General features: G+C 35.8%; 20 protein-coding genes and 2 tRNA genes. 20 read left to right on the plus strand and 2 right to left on the minus strand.

What is annotated here, in order from left to right:
* Positions 1-317 precede the first annotated feature (317 nt).
* From ABDZ63_RS04715 to ABDZ63_RS04800, 18 genes are all read left to right on the plus strand, one after another.
* Positions 318-2,018: a long-chain-fatty-acid--CoA ligase gene (locus ABDZ63_RS04715; protein ID WP_343782117.1), complete on the plus strand. Its 1,701-nt coding sequence runs from the start codon at positions 318-320 to the stop codon at positions 2,016-2,018.
* Positions 2,019-2,123: 105 nt separating this feature from the next.
* Positions 2,124-2,714, plus strand: a complete 591-nt coding sequence (gene fadR / locus ABDZ63_RS04720) for a fatty acid metabolism transcriptional regulator FadR (protein WP_343782118.1) — start codon at positions 2,124-2,126, stop codon at positions 2,712-2,714.
* A gap of 14 nt (positions 2,715-2,728) precedes the next feature.
* The gene (locus ABDZ63_RS04725) at positions 2,729-3,502 is read left to right on the plus strand and encodes an enoyl-CoA hydratase (RefSeq protein ID WP_343782119.1); all 774 of its coding nucleotides are present in this window, start codon (positions 2,729-2,731) and stop codon (positions 3,500-3,502) included.
* Between the two features lie 27 nt (positions 3,503-3,529).
* A complete protein-coding gene (locus ABDZ63_RS04730; RefSeq protein WP_343782120.1) occupies positions 3,530-4,303 on the plus strand; it encodes an electron transfer flavoprotein subunit beta/FixA family protein in 774 nt (257 codons plus the stop codon).
* Positions 4,304-4,334: 31 nt separating this feature from the next.
* The gene (locus tag ABDZ63_RS04735; protein WP_343782121.1) at positions 4,335-5,306 is read left to right on the plus strand and encodes an electron transfer flavoprotein subunit alpha/FixB family protein; all 972 of its coding nucleotides are present in this window, start codon (positions 4,335-4,337) and stop codon (positions 5,304-5,306) included.
* A gap of 145 nt (positions 5,307-5,451) precedes the next feature.
* Complete coding sequence (gene trxA / locus ABDZ63_RS04740) at positions 5,452-5,766, plus strand: thioredoxin (RefSeq protein ID WP_343782122.1); 315 nt, start codon at positions 5,452-5,454, stop codon at positions 5,764-5,766.
* 104 nt (positions 5,767-5,870) lie between these two features.
* Positions 5,871-7,670, plus strand: a complete 1,800-nt coding sequence (uvrC, locus tag ABDZ63_RS04745; protein ID WP_343782123.1) for an excinuclease ABC subunit UvrC — start codon at positions 5,871-5,873, stop codon at positions 7,668-7,670.
* 164 nt (positions 7,671-7,834) lie between these two features.
* A complete protein-coding gene (locus tag ABDZ63_RS04750) occupies positions 7,835-8,449 on the plus strand; it encodes a succinate dehydrogenase cytochrome b558 subunit (protein ID WP_343782124.1) in 615 nt (204 codons plus the stop codon).
* 54 nt (positions 8,450-8,503) lie between these two features.
* On the plus strand, positions 8,504-10,258 hold the full coding sequence (gene sdhA / locus ABDZ63_RS04755) for a succinate dehydrogenase flavoprotein subunit (RefSeq protein ID WP_343782125.1): 1,755 nt from the start codon (positions 8,504-8,506) through the stop codon (positions 10,256-10,258).
* Between the two features lie 18 nt (positions 10,259-10,276).
* Complete coding sequence (sdhB, locus tag ABDZ63_RS04760) at positions 10,277-11,044, plus strand: succinate dehydrogenase iron-sulfur subunit (protein WP_343782126.1); 768 nt, start codon at positions 10,277-10,279, stop codon at positions 11,042-11,044.
* Between the two features lie 92 nt (positions 11,045-11,136).
* On the plus strand, positions 11,137-11,598 hold the full coding sequence (locus ABDZ63_RS04765; RefSeq protein ID WP_343782128.1) for an acyl-CoA thioesterase: 462 nt from the start codon (positions 11,137-11,139) through the stop codon (positions 11,596-11,598).
* Between the two features lie 113 nt (positions 11,599-11,711).
* Positions 11,712-11,936: a helix-turn-helix domain-containing protein gene (locus ABDZ63_RS04770; protein ID WP_343782130.1), complete on the plus strand. Its 225-nt coding sequence runs from the start codon at positions 11,712-11,714 to the stop codon at positions 11,934-11,936.
* 140 nt (positions 11,937-12,076) lie between these two features.
* Positions 12,077-12,556 (plus strand): MarR family winged helix-turn-helix transcriptional regulator, encoded by a 480-nt coding sequence (locus tag ABDZ63_RS04775; RefSeq protein WP_343782131.1) that lies wholly within the window; start codon positions 12,077-12,079, stop codon positions 12,554-12,556.
* Positions 12,557-12,558: 2 nt separating this feature from the next.
* A complete protein-coding gene (racE, locus tag ABDZ63_RS04780; RefSeq protein WP_343782132.1) occupies positions 12,559-13,365 on the plus strand; it encodes a glutamate racemase in 807 nt (268 codons plus the stop codon).
* Positions 13,366-13,544: 179 nt separating this feature from the next.
* Complete coding sequence (gene rph / locus ABDZ63_RS04785; protein ID WP_343782133.1) at positions 13,545-14,285, plus strand: ribonuclease PH; 741 nt, start codon at positions 13,545-13,547, stop codon at positions 14,283-14,285.
* A gap of 9 nt (positions 14,286-14,294) precedes the next feature.
* A complete protein-coding gene (locus ABDZ63_RS04790; RefSeq protein ID WP_343782134.1) occupies positions 14,295-14,903 on the plus strand; it encodes an XTP/dITP diphosphatase in 609 nt (202 codons plus the stop codon).
* Positions 14,904-15,077: 174 nt separating this feature from the next.
* Positions 15,078-15,151 (plus strand) — tRNA-Gly (locus tag ABDZ63_RS04795).
* A gap of 15 nt (positions 15,152-15,166) precedes the next feature.
* A tRNA-Arg gene (locus ABDZ63_RS04800) sits at positions 15,167-15,243 on the plus strand.
* Between the two features lie 269 nt (positions 15,244-15,512).
* Here ABDZ63_RS04800 and ABDZ63_RS04805 read toward each other — a convergent pair.
* Both ABDZ63_RS04805 and ABDZ63_RS04810 read right to left on the minus strand, forming a co-directional pair.
* Positions 15,513-15,716: an aspartyl-phosphate phosphatase Spo0E family protein gene (locus tag ABDZ63_RS04805; RefSeq protein ID WP_343782135.1), complete on the minus strand. Its 204-nt coding sequence runs from the start codon at positions 15,714-15,716 to the stop codon at positions 15,513-15,515.
* 162 nt (positions 15,717-15,878) lie between these two features.
* On the minus strand, positions 15,879-16,250 hold the full coding sequence (locus tag ABDZ63_RS04810; RefSeq protein ID WP_343782136.1) for a YuzC family spore coat inner layer protein: 372 nt from the start codon (positions 16,248-16,250) through the stop codon (positions 15,879-15,881).
* A gap of 630 nt (positions 16,251-16,880) precedes the next feature.
* Here ABDZ63_RS04810 and ABDZ63_RS04815 point away from each other — a divergent pair.
* Positions 16,881-18,134 carry a C40 family peptidase gene (locus ABDZ63_RS04815; protein WP_343782137.1) on the plus strand — a complete coding sequence of 418 codons (1,254 nt, stop codon included), beginning with the start codon at positions 16,881-16,883 and terminating at the stop codon, positions 18,132-18,134.
* Between the two features lie 307 nt (positions 18,135-18,441).
* Complete coding sequence (locus ABDZ63_RS04820) at positions 18,442-19,902, plus strand: aldehyde dehydrogenase family protein (protein WP_343782138.1); 1,461 nt, start codon at positions 18,442-18,444, stop codon at positions 19,900-19,902.
* The last annotated feature ends 224 nt before the right edge of the window (positions 19,903-20,126 follow it).

The following is a 20,126-nucleotide window of genomic DNA, read 5'->3' on the forward strand; positions in this document are numbered from 1 at the left end:
AAGGGAATGATCATGGAAACATTAGCCAAAGTGTTGTGGGTTGTTGCTGCTCTATTTGTAATAGTCGGTATTATTTTCCTGATAGCCAATTAATATATAAAAAAATCGCTCTGTTATATGTCGCTTTGATTTTTATTTGTTTTTAACAACCAAAGAATCTAAGTTGTCAATGACAGGGCTTTTTTACATACACTTTTTGAACAAATTTTAGCGAAATAGTAAAAATAAGTTCAGATAATTTTAAATAATGTTTTTAATTTGACTATTTTTGTGTTTATAATATTTATAAATATAGTTTTAAAGGAGGATATCAGTTAATGGGGGTTGACGTAATGAAACCTTGGTTAGAGCATTACCCTGAAGAAATCCCACAAACTATTAATTATGACAACAGGACACTACAAAGCTATTTAGTAGAAAGTGCGGAAAATTACCCAAACAAAACGGCTATACATTTTATGGGGAAGGAGATTACATTTCAAGAACTGCACGACTCTGTTAAAAAATTCGCAAGCTATTTACAAGGACTAGGCTTAGAAAAAGGTGACAGAGTAGGTATTATGCTACCAAACACACCGCAAGCTGTAATAGCTTATTATGGTACATTACTAGCTGGTGGAGTAGTTGTTCAAACAAATCCGCTTTACACAGAACGTGAACTTGAATATCAAATGAGTGATTCTGGAGCTAAAGTACTCGTGTGCTTAGATATTTTACTCCCACGTGTAAACGCGATCAAAGATGAGACAAAATTAGAACATGTTGTTACAACTAGAATTAAAGATTATTTACCGTTTCCTAAAAATGTCGTTCAACCAATGTTACAAAAGCGTGAATATGGAATTGTAGTCAAGCCTGAACATGGTGGTGATACACACGTTTGGATTAACATGATGGAAGAGGCATCTAGTGAATATGAAGAACGTGATGTTGACCCACATGAAGATTTAGCATTATTACAGTACACTGGAGGTACAACAGGTTATCCTAAAGGTGTGATGTTGACACATCATAACCTAGTCGCAAATACTCAGATGTGTCAAAGATGGTTATATAAAACGGAGCATGCAAATGAAGTTGTTCTTGGGATTTTACCATTTTTCCATGTCTATGGTATGACGACAGTAATGAACTTATCGGTTATGATGGCTCAAAAAATGATTTTAATTCCAAAGTTTGATGTCGATAGTGTACTAAAAGCGATTCATAAAGAAAGACCGACTTTATTTCCTGGTGCACCAACGATCTATATTGGATTATTAAACCACCCTAAATTGAGTAAATTTGACTTATCATCAATAGAAGCTTGTATTAGTGGTTCAGCACCATTACCAGTCGAGGTACAAGAGCAATTTGAACAAATAACTGGTGGTCGTCTCGTTGAAGGCTATGGTCTTACTGAAACATCTCCAGTAACTCACGCTAACTTTGTATGGGAAAATAGAAGGTCAGGAACCATAGGTGTACCTTGGCCTGATACAGAAGCTAAAGTGTTTAACCCAGATACACAAGAAGAATTAGAAGCGGGTGAAGTAGGAGAAATTGTAGTGAAAGGACCACAAGTGATGAGAGGGTATTGGAATCGACCAGAAGAAACAGAACAATCTTTAAAAGATGGTTGGTTCTTCACTGGTGATATGGGTTATATGGATGAAGAAGGTTACTTTTATATTGTGGATCGTAAGAAGGATATGATTATTGCAGGTGGCTTTAATATTTATCCTAGAGAAGTAGAAGAAGTTCTTTATGAGCACGAAGGTATTCAAGAAACAGTTGTAGCTGGAATTCCTGATCCGTATCGAGGCGAAACGGTTAAAGCTTATATTGTACTTAAAGAAGATGCCAAGATGACTGAAGAAGACTTAGATCAATATTGTCGTGAAAATTTAGCCGCTTTTAAAGTGCCGAAGTTATATGAATTTAGAGAAGAACTGCCAAAAACAGCTGTCGGTAAGATCTTAAGAAGGAAGTTAGTCGATGAGGAAAAGGAAAAATCGCAAAATAATAAGACAGAATAATATAAAAAAGTTGACACTTCACTCATTTCTTTATATCATGATAAATGAATGACCATTCATTCACCAGAGTGTTTGGTCATTCATTAGAGTTACAGGAGCATAAATATGGAAAATAAAGCAAAGCCAAAGTACAAATTAATACTCGATGCAGCTGTTGAAGTCATTGCAGAGAATGGTTATCATCATTCACAAGTCTCTAAAATTGCGAAAAAAGCTGGCGTAGCAGATGGGACAATCTATCTTTATTTCAAAAACAAAGAAGACATATTAGTATCTTTGTTTGAAGAGAAGATGGGTCAATTTGTTTCAAAAATCAAAGAAGAGATTGAACGAATTGAGAAAGCTGATGAAAAGTTGTACAAGTTAATTGAAATGCATTTTCGTCAACTTTCTGAAGACCCAAGCTTAGCTATAGTGACTCAGCTTGAGTTAAGGCAATCTAATAAGCGTCTTAGGTTTGAAATCAACGAAGTTTTAAAAGATTACTTAGCGCTTATGGATGATATTTTAGAAGGTGGAATGAAAGATGGTACATTCCAAGCTCAGTTAAAAGTGAAACTTGTTAGACAAGTACTTTTTGGAACATTAGATGAAGTTGTCACAAACTGGGTAATGAAAGAACAGCGGTACGATTTAGTCGACCAAGCAAGAGATGTTCATTATTTAATCTATAACGGACTTCGCAAACATAATTAAAAGGGGTTGACGTCATGGACCATTTATCATGGGAAAAGCAAGACCAAATTGCAAATGTCCTAATTCAAAGTCCGCCTGCAAACGCTTTATCTTCTGGGATATTAAAAGACCTAGATCAAGTACTCGATGAAGTAGAAGCGGATCAATCTATTAAACTTATAATCCTAAAAGGTGAAGGGAAATTCTTTTCAGCTGGAGCAGATATTAAAGAATTTACTGCATTTCAACAAAAAGATGATTACAAGAATTTAGCGAAAAAAGGTCAACAGTTATTTGATCGAGTTGAACAATTTCACATTCCTGTAATCGCTTCAATTCATGGGGCAGCTTTAGGTGGTGGTTTAGAACTAGCGATGGCATGCCACGTCAGAATTGCAACAAAAGAGACGAAATTAGGTTTACCAGAGTTGAACTTAGGCATTATCCCTGGTTTTGCTGGTTCTCAAAGGTTGCCGCGTTATGTTGGGATCCCAAAAGCTTATGAAATGATTTTATCTGGAGACCCAATAACAGGTGAAGAAGCTGAAAAACTTGGATTAGTTAATCATGCAGTAGATGATTCACAATTAGAAGAAACAACAATGAAATTAGCTAATAAGTTTGTAGCTAAAAGCGGACCATCTATTCATGCAGTCATGAACCTATTACCATATGCAAAAACGTCGCAATTTTCAGATGGCGTTAACCAAGAAGCAGAAGAATTCGGTAAAGTGTTTGGTAATGAGGACGCTAAAGAAGGCGTTCAAGCTTTTATTGAAAAGCGTAAACCAAACTTTAAAGACCAATAGACCTATAGACCTAAAGGAGGTAATCCAATGAACATTTACGTTCTAATGAAAAAAACATTCGACACAGAAGAAAAAATTCAAATTAGCGGAGGCGCAATTGAAGAAGAAGGCGCCGAATTTATTATCAATCCATATGATGAATATGCGATTGAGGAAGCAATCAATATTAAGGACACACATGGTGGTGAAGTCACAGTCGTTACAGTAGGTGATGAAGATTCAGAACAACAGCTTCGAACAGCGCTTGCAATGGGTGCCGATCAAGCTGTACTAATAAACATTGAAGATGATGTAGAAGATGGAGATCAATATACTACTTCTAAAATATTATCAACTTATTTAAAGGATCAAGATGTAGATATTATTCTTTCAGGTAATGTTGCAATCGACCAAGCGAGTGGCCAGGTTGGACCACGAGTAGCAGACCAATTAGACATTCCGTATGTCACAACTATTACTGACATTACAATTGATGGCTCTCAAGTAAATATTGAAAGAGATGTAGAAGGTGACGTAGAAAAAGTTCAAACATCATTACCTCTTTTAGTTACTTGTCAGCAAGGGTTAAATGAACCACGCTATCCTTCATTACCAGGAATTATGAAAGCTAAGAAAAAACCTTTAGAAGAACTAGAACTTGATGATTTAGATTTAGATGAAGATGATGTAGAAGCGAAAACGGAAACGATAGATGTTTTCCTTCCACCTGAAAAAGAAGCAGGTAAAGTGTTAGAAGGCGAAGCTGATGATCAAGTGAAAGAGCTTGTATCACTACTAAGAACAGAAGCAAAAGTACTTTAATCAGACAGGTGTAGAAAGGAGCAGATATATCATGAGTAAGATTTTAGCATTTGGAGAAGCACGTGATGGAGAGTTAAGAAACGTTTCGTTTGAAACAATTGCAGCAGCAAGGCAAATAGATCAAGACGCACAAGTCGTAGCCGTTGTATTAGCTGACCAAAATACAACAGCATTAGCAGAAGAGATGATTCACTATGGTGCTGATCGCGCCTTAGTTGTCGAGCATACAGACCTTAAAGAATATACATCAGATGCATACACTCAAGCAGCAATGACTGTTATTAATGAAGAAGACCCAGATGGCATTGTTATGGGACACACATCTTCAGGGAAAGATTTATCTCCTCGAATTGCAAGTAAGTTAGATAACGGGCTAGTTTCTGATGTTACAGCAATTGAAGGTAGTTTAGAGGATGCTAAGTTTATTCGCCCAATTTATTCAGGTAAGGCATTTGAGAAGAAGGCATTAAATGATGGTGTTACATTCGTAACGATTCGTCCTAACAACATTGCCCCACTTGAAAAAGATGAAAGTCGTTCTGGAGAAGTGAGTTCACTAGATGTAGATATCAAGGATTTACGCACAACTATTCAAGAAGTGATCCGTAAAGCTTCAGAAGGTGTGGATTTATCAGAAGCGAACATTATCGTTGCTGGTGGACGTGGAGTTAAAAGCGAAGAAGGTTTTGAACCGTTATATGAACTAGCTGATGAATTAGGTGCTGCAGTTGGTGCTTCACGTGGTGCATGTGACGCTGGGTATTGTGATTATTCATTACAAATCGGTCAAACAGGTAAAGTGGTAACACCAGACCTTTATATTGCAGTAGGTATTTCAGGAGCGATTCAACACTTAGCTGGTATGTCGAACTCTAAAGTAATCGTCGCTATAAATAAAGACCCTGAGGCAAACATCTTTAACGTAGCTGACTATGGTATTGTTGGTGACTTATTTGATGTTATACCAAAGTTAACTGAAGAGATTAAAGGGTTAAAAGTATAAGTAATTAACAGGCTCTTCGCTCTTTTTAAATGGGGGAAGAGCCTGTTTTTATACCGCTTTATCTATTCACAAACAAACTATTGGCATGGATTCAGATTAACGTGCTATACTAAATTTGAATTAGAAAGTTTAGGAGGAATTACGAATGGCAATTGTAAACGCAACAGATCAAAACTTTAATAATGAAACATCTGAAGGATTAGTATTAGTAGATTTTTGGGCACCTTGGTGTGGACCTTGTAAAATGATTGCTCCTGTATTAGAAGAGTTAGACGCAGATATGAGCGATAAAGTGAAAATTGTAAAAGTTGATGTTGATGAAAACCAAGAAACAGCACAAAAATTTGGCGTAATGAGTATTCCGACTTTAATCGTATTTAAAGATGGAGAGCAAGTTGATCAGGCTCATGGTTTTCAACCAAAAGATGCACTAGAAGAATTAGTAAATAAAAATGCATAAAACGGTTTAACCTTTTTTAGAGGGCTGACTCATAAAGCGAGTTAGCTCTTTATTTTGAGTTTGACTTTATTTGACATTCAGCTTCGTGTAATGGGGTGGGTTTTATGAACGAGCGAATACAAGAGAAGTTAGCCATTTTGCCTGATCACCCAGGCTGTTATTTAATGAAGAATAAGAAAGATGAAGTTATTTATGTTGGGAAATCTAAAGTGCTGAAAAACCGCGTACGCTCTTATTTTACCAGTGCAAATGACTTAAAAACACAACGCTTAGTTAATGAAATAGTAGATTTTGAGTATATTGTTACAGGTTCTGAAATGGAAGCTTTAATTTTAGAGATGAACTTAATTAAGAAGTATGACCCTAAATATAACGTCATGTTGAAAGATGACAAAAGTTATCCATTTCTTAAAATTACAAACGAACGACACCCACGCCTAATCGTGACACGCCAAGTGAAAAAGGATCAAGGGCGCTACTTTGGCCCATATACTAATGTTTATGCGGCTCGTGAAACGAAAAAGTTATTAGATCGACTTTATCCACTCAGAAAATGTAACGTTATGCCAAAACGCGTTTGTTTATATTACCACATCAACCAATGCCTTGGCCCTTGTGAACATTTTGTTAGTAAAGAAACAAATGAAGAATTAGTACAAAGTATTTCAAGCTTTTTAAATGGCGGACATAAAGCCATTAAACAAGAAGTTCAGGGGAAAATGCTTAAAGCATCAGAGGAGTTAGACTTTGAGAAAGCTAAAGAGTATCGTGACTTAATTGAACATATTGAAACTGTCATGGAAAAACAAACGATGGATTTGCATGATTTAACAGACCGCGATATTTTCGGATATTCTTATGATAAGGGTTGGATGTGTGTTCAAGTGTTTTTTGTAAGGCAGGGTAAGCTAATCGAGAGGGATGTATCTATTTTCCCGTTTTATAATGAGCCTTCTGATGCATTTGTTAGCTTAATCGCAAGCTTTTATACACATTCTAATCATATAAAGCCTAAGGAAATTAATGTTCCAGTTGGTATTGACCATGAGTTAATCCAACAATATTTGGATGTTAAGGTTAAAACGCCCTATCGTGGCCAAAAGAAAAAGTTAGTCGATTTAGCACAAGAGAATGCACAAATCGCTTTAAATGAAAAGTTCTCGTTGATTGAAAAAGATGAAGAACGCACTATAAAAGCCGTTGAACAACTTGGTGACATATTGAATATTGAAACCCCTCATCGAATTGAAGCTTTTGATAACTCCAATATTCAAGGAGCTCACCCAGTATCTGCCTTAATCGTTTTTATTGATGGTAAGGCTAAGAAAAATCAATATCGAAAATATAAAATTAAAACAGTCGATAAGCCTGATGATTATGAAATGATGCGTGAAGTTATTAGACGCCGTTATAAGAGGGTGTTAAAAGAAGGCCTTCCTCTACCCGACTTAATTTTAGTAGACGGAGCTAAAGGTCAAATGTCAGCTGCAAATGACGTACTTGAAAATGAATTAGGACTAGACATCCCTTTATGTGGCTTAGCAAAAAATGAAAAGCATAAAACAAGTGAATTATTATACGGTGAGTCAGCAGAACCTGTAGCAATGAAGCGTAATAGTCAGCCTTTTTATCTAATACAACGCATTCAAGATGAAGTTCACCGGTTTGCGATCACATTTCATAGAGAGTTAAGAGGTAAAGGGGCAGTTCAATCTACTTTGGATGAAATTGAAGGCATTGGCCCGAAAAGAAGGCAATTATTAATGCAGCACTTTGGCTCAATTGAAGGAATCAAAAATGCTAGTCAAGAAGACTTCACAAAGTTAGGCATTCCAGAAACAGTCGCTTGGAGTATTAATCAATATTTTTATCATAATCAAACTGATTCACGAGAAGATAAATAATAAGGGTAGTGATTATGTAGCAAATAGTGTCAAAATCAGCCAATACTTTCTTGACGCTTTTACGCGTTAGAAGTACAATAAACATGTCATGTATACTATAATTTGCATAGAGTATGTGAATCTTATCGATGAATCAATTTTACATCAAATGAGGGGGGTAACACATGGCGGAAAACCGTGAGTTCTTTAATCGCAGGCTACATTCTTTATTAGGTGTTTTTCCAATTGGTTTATTCCTAATGCAGCATTTAGTAGTTAACCACTTTGCTACATATAGTCCAGAAGCATTTAATAATGCTGCACACTTTATGGAAAACTTACCTTTAAGACTATTTCTTGAGTTTGTTCTAATTTATATACCATTACTATTCCACGCAATTTATGGTGTATATATTGCCTTTACTGCCAAAAACAATTTAAGGCGTTATGGATATTTCCGAAATTGGATGTTCATGCTTCAAAGAGCAACAGGGATTATTACATTAATCTTTATTGTTTGGCACGTTTGGGAAACCCGTTTAGCTCATGCGATTTATGGAACAGAAGTTAACTTTGATATGATGGCTACCATTTTAGAATCAACGTTTATGTTCTGGTTCTATATTGTTGGTGTCGTTGCAGCCGTTTTCCACTTTGCAAATGGCCTATGGTCTTTCTTTGTAACTTGGGGTATTACTGTAACGCCAAGATCGCAAACGTTCTTAACTTATGCAACGTTAGGTGTATTCATCATCTTTACTTACATGGGTATCGCATCACTAATCGCTTTTGCTAATTAATGAGTATTAGATTTCAATTTTAGTAATTTGTTTAAAAGGGAGTGAAACTTCATTATGAGTAATAAAAATATCGTGGTAGTAGGCGGTGGCTTAGCTGGTTTAATGGCAACTATTAAAGCTGCAGAAGCTGGCGTACACGTTGATTTAATTTCACTTGTTCCTGTAAAACGCTCCCACTCTGTGTGTGCACAAGGTGGGATTAACGGCGCTGTTAATACGAAAGGTGAAGGTGACTCACCTTGGGAACACTTTGATGACACTGTATATGGTGGTGACTTCTTAGCTAATCAACCACCAGTAAGAGACATGTGTGAAGCAGCTCCAAGCATTATTCATATGCTTGATCGTATGGGTGTTATGTTTAATCGTACGCCTGAAGGTTTATTAGACTTCCGACGTTTCGGTGGAACTCAACACCATCGTACTGCTTTCGCAGGGGCAACTACAGGACAGCAATTATTATATGCATTAGATGAGCAAGTTCGTCGTCATGAAGCAAACGGACTTGTTACGAAATACGAAGGTTGGGACTTCTTAGAAGCTGTCATTGATGACGATGGCGTATCGCGAGGAGTAGTAGCTCAAGATATTCAATCACATGAAATAAGAGTATTCAAAGCTGATGCATCGATTATTGCAACTGGTGGTCCTGGTATTATTTTCGGTAAATCAACTAACTCTGTTATTAATACAGGTTCTGCCGCATCTAACCTTTATCGTCAAGGTGCGATTTATGCAAATGGTGAGTTTATTCAAATTCACCCAACTGCTATCCCTGGCGATGATAAACTTCGATTAATGTCAGAATCTGCACGTGGTGAAGGTGGACGTGTGTGGACATATAAAGACGGTAAGCCATGGTATTTCTTAGAAGAGAAGTACCCTGCATACGGAAACCTAGTACCTCGTGATATAGCTACTCGTGAAATTTTTGATGTATGTGTTAACCAAAAACTAGGTATTAATGGTGAGAATATGGTTTACTTAGACCTTTCTCATAAAGACCCTGAAGAATTAGACGTTAAGCTGGGTGGAATTATTGAGATTTATGAGAAATTCGTAGGTGAAGACCCACGAAAAGTACCAATGAAAATCTTCCCTGCTGTACACTATTCAATGGGCGGTCTTTGGGTAGACTATGATCAAATGACAAACATCCCTGGTATTTTCGCAGCAGGTGAATGTGATTACACAATTCACGGTGGAAACCGTTTAGGAGCTAATTCACTTCTATCCTGTATTTATGGTGGTATGGTGGCTGGTCCTAAAGCTGTTGAATATATCGATGGGCTAGAAGAATTAGCTGAAGACAAGTCATCACAACTATTCGATGATAAGAAGCAAGAAGAAGAAGAGAAGTTCGAAAACATTATGAACATGACAACAGGTAAAGAAAACGCTTATCAAATTCACCGTGAGTTAGGTGAATGGATGACTGATTACGTAACTGTTGTGCGTGATAATGAGAACTTAGTAAAGACAGATGAAAAGATTCAAGAATTAATGGAGCGTGCGAAAGACATTAACATTAATGACACGTCAAGATGGAGTAACCAAACAGTCATGTTCGTACGCCAATTAGATAGTATGTTGCAGTTAGCACGTGTTATAACACAAGGTGCTTATAACCGTAATGAAAGTCGTGGTGCACACTTCAAACCAGAATTCCCTGATCGTAATGATGAAGAATGGCTAAAGACTACAAAAGCGACTTTCAATGCTGAGAAGAATGGTCCTGATTTCGAATATGAAGATGTCGATACATCTCTAATCGAACCACGTAAGCGTGACTATTCTAAGACAAAATAAGCATAGGGGGTAAAGTGTATGGCGGAAGATCACAAAACAATTAAAATGATTATTCAGCGTCAGGATGAGCCTGAAGTACAACCTTATGAAGAGGAATTTGATATTCCTTATCGTAAGAATATGAACGTTATTTCCGCATTGATGGAAATCCGCCGTAACCCAGTAAATGCAAAAGGAGAACAGACAACTCCAGTTTATTGGGATATGGGTTGTTTAGAGGAAGTCTGTGGTGCTTGTTCAATGGTCATTAACGGTAAGGCGGTGCAGTCATGTACAGCTTTAATTGACCAATTAGAGCAACCGATTCGTTTAGAACCAATGAGAACATTTCCAGTTATACGTGATTTAGCTGTTGACCGTAGCCGTATGTTCGATTCACTGAAAAAGGTTAAAGCGTGGGTACCTATTGATGGTACTTATGACCTTGGAGAAGGTCCGCGAATGCCTGAGAGTAAACGTCAATGGGCTTATGAATTATCAAAATGCATGACTTGTGGTGTATGTTTAGAAGCATGTCCAAATGTTAATAGCAACTCTGATTTCATTGGACCAGCAGCATTATCACAAGTACGTTTATTTAATTCACATCCAACAGGTTCATACCATAAAGCTGAACGTATGGATGCATTATTAGATGATGGTGGTTTACAAGACTGTGGTAACTCACAAAACTGCGTACAATCTTGTCCTAAGGGTATTCCTTTAACGACATCAATCGCAGCACTTAACCGTGAAGCAACGTTACATTCATTCAAGAGCTTCTTTGGTAGTGACTATCAACACTAAAGCTAAAAAAGGCTGACAAAAGTCAGCCTTTTCTTTAGGTCTATCTATTCTGATTATTCTTAAATTTTAACAAACAGGAGTGAGTTTAAGTTATGAAAACACCTAGTTATATTGAGGATTTAAAACAGTGGAAAGACGAATTTACATTTTACATACCCATTAATATTCGCTTTTCTGAAACTGATCTCTTCGGTCATGTCAATAATGTATCTCCCTTTATATATTTTGAAGAGGCAAGAATTGCTTATATGAATGAAATTAACTTATTCGGGGATCTTAAACAAGGGGTTACTAAAGTACCTGTTGTCAGTGACTTACAATGTGATTATTTGAAGCAAATTTATTTTGGAGAACAAATCAAAATGTATGTAAAAACAGCTTATATTGGTAATAGTTCAATTGACATTCATTATATGGCTGTCAATGAACAAGAAGAAGTTTGTTTAGTGGGGCGTGGAAGGATTGTTCAGATTGATTCCACAACAGGTAAGGCTGAGGCATTTAATGAAGAGCAACAAGATCGGCTTTATCATAAAAATCCGATTAATCGTTAAAACTATGACAAATAACGCGAACGTAGAAACACCAACTGACATAAACTATGGTGACTAATCAAAATCCTCATGTAAGAAGTAGCTCACTTCTTAAATGGAGGAGGGGTTACCGCTTGGACAGCAAAAAGTATCGACCTAGCAATATATTAACAAAGAGAGAGAGAGAAGTTTTTGAATTGCTTGTTCAAGACAAAACAACTAAAGAAATAGCTGAAGAATTATTTATATCTGAAAAAACAGTAAGAAATCACATATCGAACACAATTCAAAAATTACAAGTAAAGGGGCGTTCACAAGCTGTCGTTGAATTAATACGACTCGGTGAAATAAAACTTTAAATGAACCGGCTATTATTATAGCCGGCTTTTTATTCATTTTGTTATAATAAAAGTGATTGCATTCACTATAGTTGGACTTGCATTTTTTGACTAAAAAAGTGAAAATAAATAAAAAGGTATGTTTTTAAGGGGGCAAACCATTGCATTCAACAATTGATTTAAAAGTGATTGCAGAGTTAGAGAAGGACGTAAGATACATATCTCATATGGTGAAGCAAAGAGGGCGTGAAATTTTAAATCATTATCCAATTACACCACCACAATTCATTGCTTTACAATGGTTATTAGACTCGGGGGATTTAACTATTGGTGAATTGTCAAAGAAAATGTATTTAGCCTTTAGTACAACGACAGAATTAGTTGATCGAATGGAGAAAAATGAGTTAATTGAACGTGTAAGAGACCCAAAAGATCGTCGTGTTGTACGAATACATTTATTAGACAAAGGTAAAGCAATTATTGATGAAGTGATTGGAAAACGTCAAGAATACTTGCAAGAAGTATTAAAAACATACTCTCTTGATGAAGTGGAAAAGTTACGAAGTTCCATGACACAATTATATGATGTAATGAAGGAGCATGAACAGGCTCAAGATACTAACAGCAAGAAGGAGTCCTAACATTGGAGAGACCAATCGGAGTTATTGATTCAGGCATTGGCGGTTTAACTGTCTTATATGAACTAAAACGACAATTACCGAAAGAGAAATTTGTTTATTTAGGCGATACTTTAAGGTGTCCTTATGGTTCAAAAGAGCCAATGGAAGTAAAACAATACACTTGGGAAATGGTTGAGCACTTATTAACTTTTGATATTAAATTGCTTGTCGTGGCATGCAATACAGCAACAGCAATAGTTTTAGAAGATTTAATACAACATTTAAATATACCGGTGATTGGTGTTGTTGAACCGGGTGCAAGAGCAGCGATAAAATCGACTGTATCACAGCATATCGGCATTATAGGAACAAAGAATACAATTTCAAGTCAAGCCTATGAGTATGCATTAAAACAAATTAACCCACATATTAAGACATTAGGAATTGCATGCCCGAGGTTTGTTCCGATGATTGAATCTGGTGACATTACAGGTGAAGAAGCATATCGTGTCGTATATGAAAGTTTAAAATCGATTGAACATAGCCCCAACATTGATACTTTAATTTTAGGGTGTACACATTACCCAATTATCCAGCCAGTTATTGAAGATGTATTAGGTGATAAGGTAACAGTGTTATCATCAGCTTTAGAAACTGGTGCTGAGGTAAGTGCTAGTCTAACATTTTATAATATGCACACAACTACTGATACACTTTTGTCAAATGATCCATTAATATTAACGACAGGTAGCCTACAAGTCTTACAACGTTTAAAGGATGAAATTTTTCATTTTACGAACAGCCAAGTAAAACAAGTAACTCTTGTATAAAGCTTATACCATCTTAAGTGGTGTAAGTTTTTTTATGTACATTAAATCAGTTAAGATAAAGCAAGTGATTGTTTAATTGGTATGTTATACTGAAACCTATGTATACACTGACTGTAGTGTAGTTAAAATAATAGTTGATGTTTTTTTAGGTTTAGAATGACTGATTGAGGAGGCAAATAATGAGAGTAGATGGACGTAGCAATAATGAACTTAGAAATATGACGATGACAACAAATTTCACTAAACATCCTGAAGGTTCTGTTTTAATTTCAGTTGGAGATACAAAAGTGATTTGTAACGCTAGTGTTGAAAAGAAAGTCCCTCCATTTATGAGAGGAGAAGGCAAAGGTTGGATCACAGCTGAATACGCGATGCTACCTCGTGCGACAGAACAGCGTAATATTAGAGAATCCTCTAAAGGAAAGGTAGCCGGTAGAACAATGGAAATACAAAGGTTGATTGGCCGTACCTTAAGAGCTATTATTGACTTAGAGAAAATTGGTGAGCGTACCATTTGGGTTGATTGTGATGTTATTCAAGCGGATGGTGGTACGAGGACTGCAGCAATTACTGGAGCATTCGTTGCAACAACGTTAGCTTGTGCCAAACTATTTAAAGAGAAATTAATAGAAGAGATGCCGATTACGAATTATTTAGCGGCTACTTCTGTTGGAATTTCATCAGAAGGTAATGCAATTCTTGATTTGTGTTATGAGGAAGATTCGAAGGCGGATGTTGATTTAAATATTGTGATGACCAATGAAGGTAAGTTTGTTGAGTTGCAAGGAACTGGTGAGGAAGCCACTTTTTCACCAGATCAATTGAATGAGATGCTTCAATTAGGCACAAAAGGGATCAAAGAAATCTTCGAAGTACAAAGAGAAGCCTTAGGTGAAACAGCAGACTTAATCAAAAGTTAGGGGTATTTCATGAAGACAATTTATGTTGCAACAACTAATAAAGGTAAAATTAAAGAGTTTGAGCAAATTTTATCTGCTCTTTCAATAAAAGTAGAAAGTCTTCAAGACCACGTTTCAAATATGGAAGATGTAGAAGAGACTGGTGACACATTTGAAGAGAATGCAATCTTAAAGGCTGAAACCTATGCAAAAAGACATCAAGTTCCAGTGTTAGCTGATGATTCAGGGTTGGAAGTCAATGCCTTAGATGGAGAGCCTGGTGTATATTCTGCACGTTATGCAGGAGAAGATAAAAATGATCAAGCGAATATTGATAAAGTATTAAATAAATTAAAAGGTGTTGAAATCGATCAAAGGCAAGGTGCATTTGTATGTGTCATGGCATATGCTGAACCAGGTGACAAAGCTGTTCTGACAGAAGGTAAATGTCACGGTGTTATTACTGAAACACGACAAGGGCATGATGGATTTGGTTATGATCCGATTTTTCAACCTAATGGATACGAGCAAACCTTAGCCGAACTAGGGGCACAAGTTAAAAATGAAATCAGTCATCGACGTCATGCTCTTAATGAAATGGTTCAGATATTAAGTGAAAAGGTTAAAGTTGAGGGGTAACCCCTCAACTCTTAACACATATTGTAATTGGTTTAAGGATGAGGAAATTAACTAGAAATTATTTTTTTAACATTATATTGTTGACATTTGGGCTCATATTTTTATATAATGATTCTTGTCCGCAACAAACGGGTCAGGATTAAAATAACATGAATGAACGTTGTTACATATGATGCGGGTGTAGTTTAATGGTAAAACCTCAGCCTTCCAAGCTGATGTTGTGGGTTCGATTCCCATCACCCGCTCCATTTTAATGTTTTCTTGTCCCGGTAGCTCAGCAGGATAGAGCAACAGCCTTCTAAGCTGTCGGTCGCAGGTTCGAATCCTGCCCGGGACGCCATTTAAACAATATGCTCAATCCCTTTAGTCACAAGGGATTGAGCTTTTTTAATGTCTTGTCCAACTCATTTTATTACGGCTCTAATATATTTGTTGCGGTAGCAGCAAAATTTTACGTTGCCGTATAGGTGAGTGTCTTTGATCGTGTTAGTTGGTGTTAGGTAAAAGGTTCAATAATTTTCAAATTAAGGTTCCCTCCCACAATAATTTAACTTAAATCATGAGTTGAGGGAATGATGAGAGATGTTCCTAAGTAATTGACTAAAATGATTACTTGTAGTTATCAGTTAAATTTTGATATTCATTTAATAATATATCTAGTTCTTGACTTAATTTAACAGTATTTGGATGATTTAACCCTTTTGTAACACCTGACTTAACCATTTTTATTCTTAAGTCTTTAATTTCTGTTTCAAGTCTTTTCTTTTTATTTGATTGAATATTGGACACCTCAATTAATTTGTGGGAGGACAATAAAGTAATTTCCTTATTATAAAGTGACAAAACAAAAATAAAAATTTAAAATAATTAGTTACTTTTGGTTTTTGGATCGTAAAGGAAGTTAAGTAATAGTAGTGTGGCAATCGATAGAGTGACCACTTTATCGTTATGCAAACTAAGTGGTGTCATCACTATTCACCATCTTAATAACATGGTTAAAACGCAACACTCTGCATCGTTTGCTCTTGTTTTCATTCTTAAGGTTAATCCACTGGGGGTATACTCAACTTCAAAGTCACTTTCAACACCTGTTTGTTTTAATAAGTTCTCTACACGTTTAATGTCATTAACTTGTGCTGCCTCCATCACCTCAAATGCTAATTCATCCGATTCAGATAATTCATCTAAAATGTGACTACCATCTGACATTAGGTGACTGAAAGCCTCAGCTGATTCTTTGAATTTAGATGGGTCAACTTCAGGGAATTGTTCTCTTTCGTTATTTAAAAAAGGTGTGTAAATAAAATGTGGGACTTGTGTTGGAGTGTGGTTGTATGGACCGTACATCAGGTTCTCCTCCTATTTTCTATGCTGATAACAATATATGTAAAGTAGATGTATATGTGAGATAAAAAAGTTACACTTATAAACAACTGACTTAAATAGAGAAGTCTTATTTTGATCATTTACACCACAAATTCATCCCCCAGTTTGGAGGTTTTGGCTTCGTTCCTAACTGGGGTTATGTTATTTTACAAGTTCTTTTAACTCGGATGATCTTTTACTAATAAACAACATTGACAGTCCTATTTGTAAACAGATCTATTGATCATATAAGTCACTTTAAAATGATGAAAAATTGTTAAAACTAATACTGTGACTGTCATTAAATTAAGAAACATTAGTCTTCTTAAAATTTTAGCTTGAAGCGTAGACAATGATGACACACACCTTTCAAATTGATTAGTTATTTGTCATGTTAGTATTTAATTTTAGGCAGGCCACTATACATCATAGGTAAAATAGAATAGCGTATTAGTAGGATGGATTATTCGACATAATTTGACGCAATTAAATAAATTGTCTGAACTTATTTTACAAAATGAAATATAATTGTAATGAATCTATTATCTATTTGAAAGAATATGTGTGTTATAATCTATTAAAAGAAATTTAGTAGATTAATGTTTGGGGGATATGAACGTGAATAAATTATTCTACTCAACTATTTTAACTTTTATTATTAGTGCGTTATTCGTCACAACTACATATGCAGAAACGGAAGAATTAAGAGATCGTGAATCAGAAATATCTGAAGAGCGGTCTGAGTTAGGTGAAGAATTATCAGAAGCAGAAGAAGAATTAGCAGGAGTTTTAACTGAATTAGAAGAGTTAAATAATGAGATCGAGCGCATGGATGATGCAATTGAAGAAAACGAAACAGTTTTAGAAGAAACTGAGTATAAGATTGACCGTACGAATGACGAGGTTGAAGAGTTAGAAGAAGAAATAGATGAAATACAAGAAAGAATTGATATCCGAAAAGATGTCTTAAGTGAACGTTTAGCAACGTTACAAAGAAATGGCGGTAACGTTAGTTATATGGATGTGATTCTAGGTGCAAGTAACTTTGGTGATTTTGTTAGCCGAGTTACTACTGTTAATAGAATTATGGATTCTGATAAAAATTTAGTAGACCAACAAGTATCGGATAAAAATGAAGTTGAAAGTAAACAAACTACTGTAGTCGAACGTTTAGAAGAATTAGAATCAATGGAAGAAGAATTAATTGGTATGAATCAATTATTAGAAGAGCAACGAGAGAGTTCAGAGGATAAACAAGTACAATTACAAGATAAAGAACAGGAGTTAGTAGCTTTACAGGAAGATTTAGAAGTGCAAGATCGTGAACTTGCTTCATTGCAAGAAGAAGTTAGAGCGGATATTGAACGTGCTGAAAGTGAAAGAATTACCCTAGCTTCCAACAATAATAATAACTCTAGTGATGAGAATTCAGATGGTAGTGGTGAAGTGAATCATTCGGTGCAAACTTCATCTAGTAATGTTAGTGTCAGTGGCGATGGAAGTATGGAAAGTGTAATTGAAGCTGGTATGACCCAATCTGGAACTCCGTACGTATTTGGAGGTGCATCGCCATCAGGATTTGACTGTTCAGGGTTTTTAACGTGGGCATTTAATCAAGGTGGTATTAATGTACAAGGTCGAAGTACAGATGATTTTGTCCATGTAGGTCAGCAAGTTTCACCTAGTGATATGCAACGAGGTGATCTTGTGTTTTTTGATACGTATAAAACAGATGGACATATTGGAATTTACTTAGGTAATGGACAATTTTTAGGGTCCCAAAGCTCTACAGGTGTAGCGGTTGCAAGTATGAATTCTAGTTATTGGGATGATGCTTTTAACGGTCATGTAAGGCGAGTTCAATAATTTAATGAAAGCACATTAAAGGCGATCTTTAATGTGCTTATTTTAAACTTAAGCAAAATAAGCGATAAGGTATAATCTGGCTTGTCACCACTTAATGTTGTGACAAGCTTAGTTTTTCACAATGTATTGTTTTTTAGGTGGCGTATCGAAATGGAACATACTATTAAACGAGTTATTGAAAGAATGAATGATCAATCAGAAAATTATAACTGATCACATCAAAGTCTTGCCTATTGCTATCACTTAGGAATAAATTCCCCTTCTATGCTAAGTCTAATAATTAGATTGTGTGGAAGGAGATTGTCATATGGAACAGTTCGAAAGTTATAATAAGAGTTTAATTAATGGCGATTGGATTGAAGGTGAAAGTGGTCGTAATTATCAAAATGTTAACCCGTACGATCAGTCCACAGTCAATACAATACCTTTAGCCACTAGACAACAATTGGAAGAAGCCTATTTAGCTGCTAAAAAAGCCCAGGAGAAATGGGCTGTGTCTTCAGCTGAACAACGAAAAGAAGTACTGAGGAAAGTTAATTCTTACTTGGATGGGCACCGAGATGAAATAATCCAAATTATTGCTCGTGAAACAGGTGGGAGTTTAATAAAAGCTAATGTAGAAGTCGATTTAACAATCTCTATAGTAGAAGAAGCTATTAACATGCCAGATGAACTTGACAAAGTTGATGAGCTTGATGCAGCTGTTGAGGGGAAAGTAAATAAGGTACACCGTTTGCCCTTAGGTGTAATTACGTCAATTTCACCATTTAACTTTCCAATGAATTTATCAATCAGAACGATCGCTCCTGCTATTGCTTTAGGCAATTCAGTTGTTCATAAACCGGATATTCAAACTGCGTTAACTGGTGGTTCTATAATAGCTAAAGCCTTTGAACATGCAGGGCTACCTCAAGGTGTATTTAATTGTATTTTGACTGACTTAGATGAAATAGGAGATTATATGTTAGAAACTCCGCATTCACCATTAGTTAGTTTTACGGGTTCTACCCCAGTTGGTAAGCATATTGCTGAAACAGCTGGGCGAATGTTGAAACGAGTTGCACTTGAATTGGGAGGTAACAATCCTTTTCTTGTATTAGAAGATGCCGATGTTGAACGGGCTGTTGATGCAGCTATTTTCGGTAAGTTTATTCATCAAGGTCAAATTTGTATGATTATCAACCGGTTTATTGTTCATGAGAAACATTATGATACTTTTATTGAAAAGTTTGTAGAACGTGTGAAAGAAATCCCAAGTGGTGACCCAACAGAAGAAGGTGTGATTGTTGGACCTTTAATTAATGAAGAGCAAGTCAATAATGCACTTAAAATTATAGAAACAGCAAAACAAGAAGGCGCTAACTTAATCTTAGAAGGTAAAAGAGAAGGAAATTTATTAACGCCATATGTATTTGTAGATGTTGAAAATGATAGCACTCTCGCTCAAACGGAATTGTTTGCACCAATTGCAACAATTATTAAAGCTAAATCTGATGAAGAAGCGGTTGATATGGCAAATGATACACCATATGGTTTAAGTTCGTCCTTATTTACAAATGATTTGGAACAAGGTGAACAATTAGCTTTAAAAATTGAAAGCGGTATGACCCATATTAATGACCAAACAGTAAATGACAACCCAACAATTCCCTTTGGTGGAACGAAAGAGAGTGGAGTAGGGAAATTTGGTAACCCTTGGATAGTAGAAGAGTTTACAATTACTAAATGGGTATCTGTTCAAAAAGAAATTAGAGACTTTCCGTTTTAATTTAAATTTGAGAAGGCGGTCTATTACTGCCTTCTTCCTTTAAGTTATTCAACTCTTGGCGTAATAGGTTTCGGATTTTTCATTTTTAAAAATTATAAAAGTACATGATTCTGGTGAAAATTAATATGTATACATATTTTTATTTATTATTTTTGGTACAATGAAAAGTACGACACTTTTTAAGACCTTTGTGTTTTTATCTGAATGGTTAAGGGTAAATTGTG

The organism is Alkalibacillus silvisoli, assembly GCF_039521975.1.
Classification (GTDB): domain Bacteria; phylum Bacillota; class Bacilli; order Bacillales; family Alkalibacillaceae; genus Alkalibacillus; species Alkalibacillus silvisoli.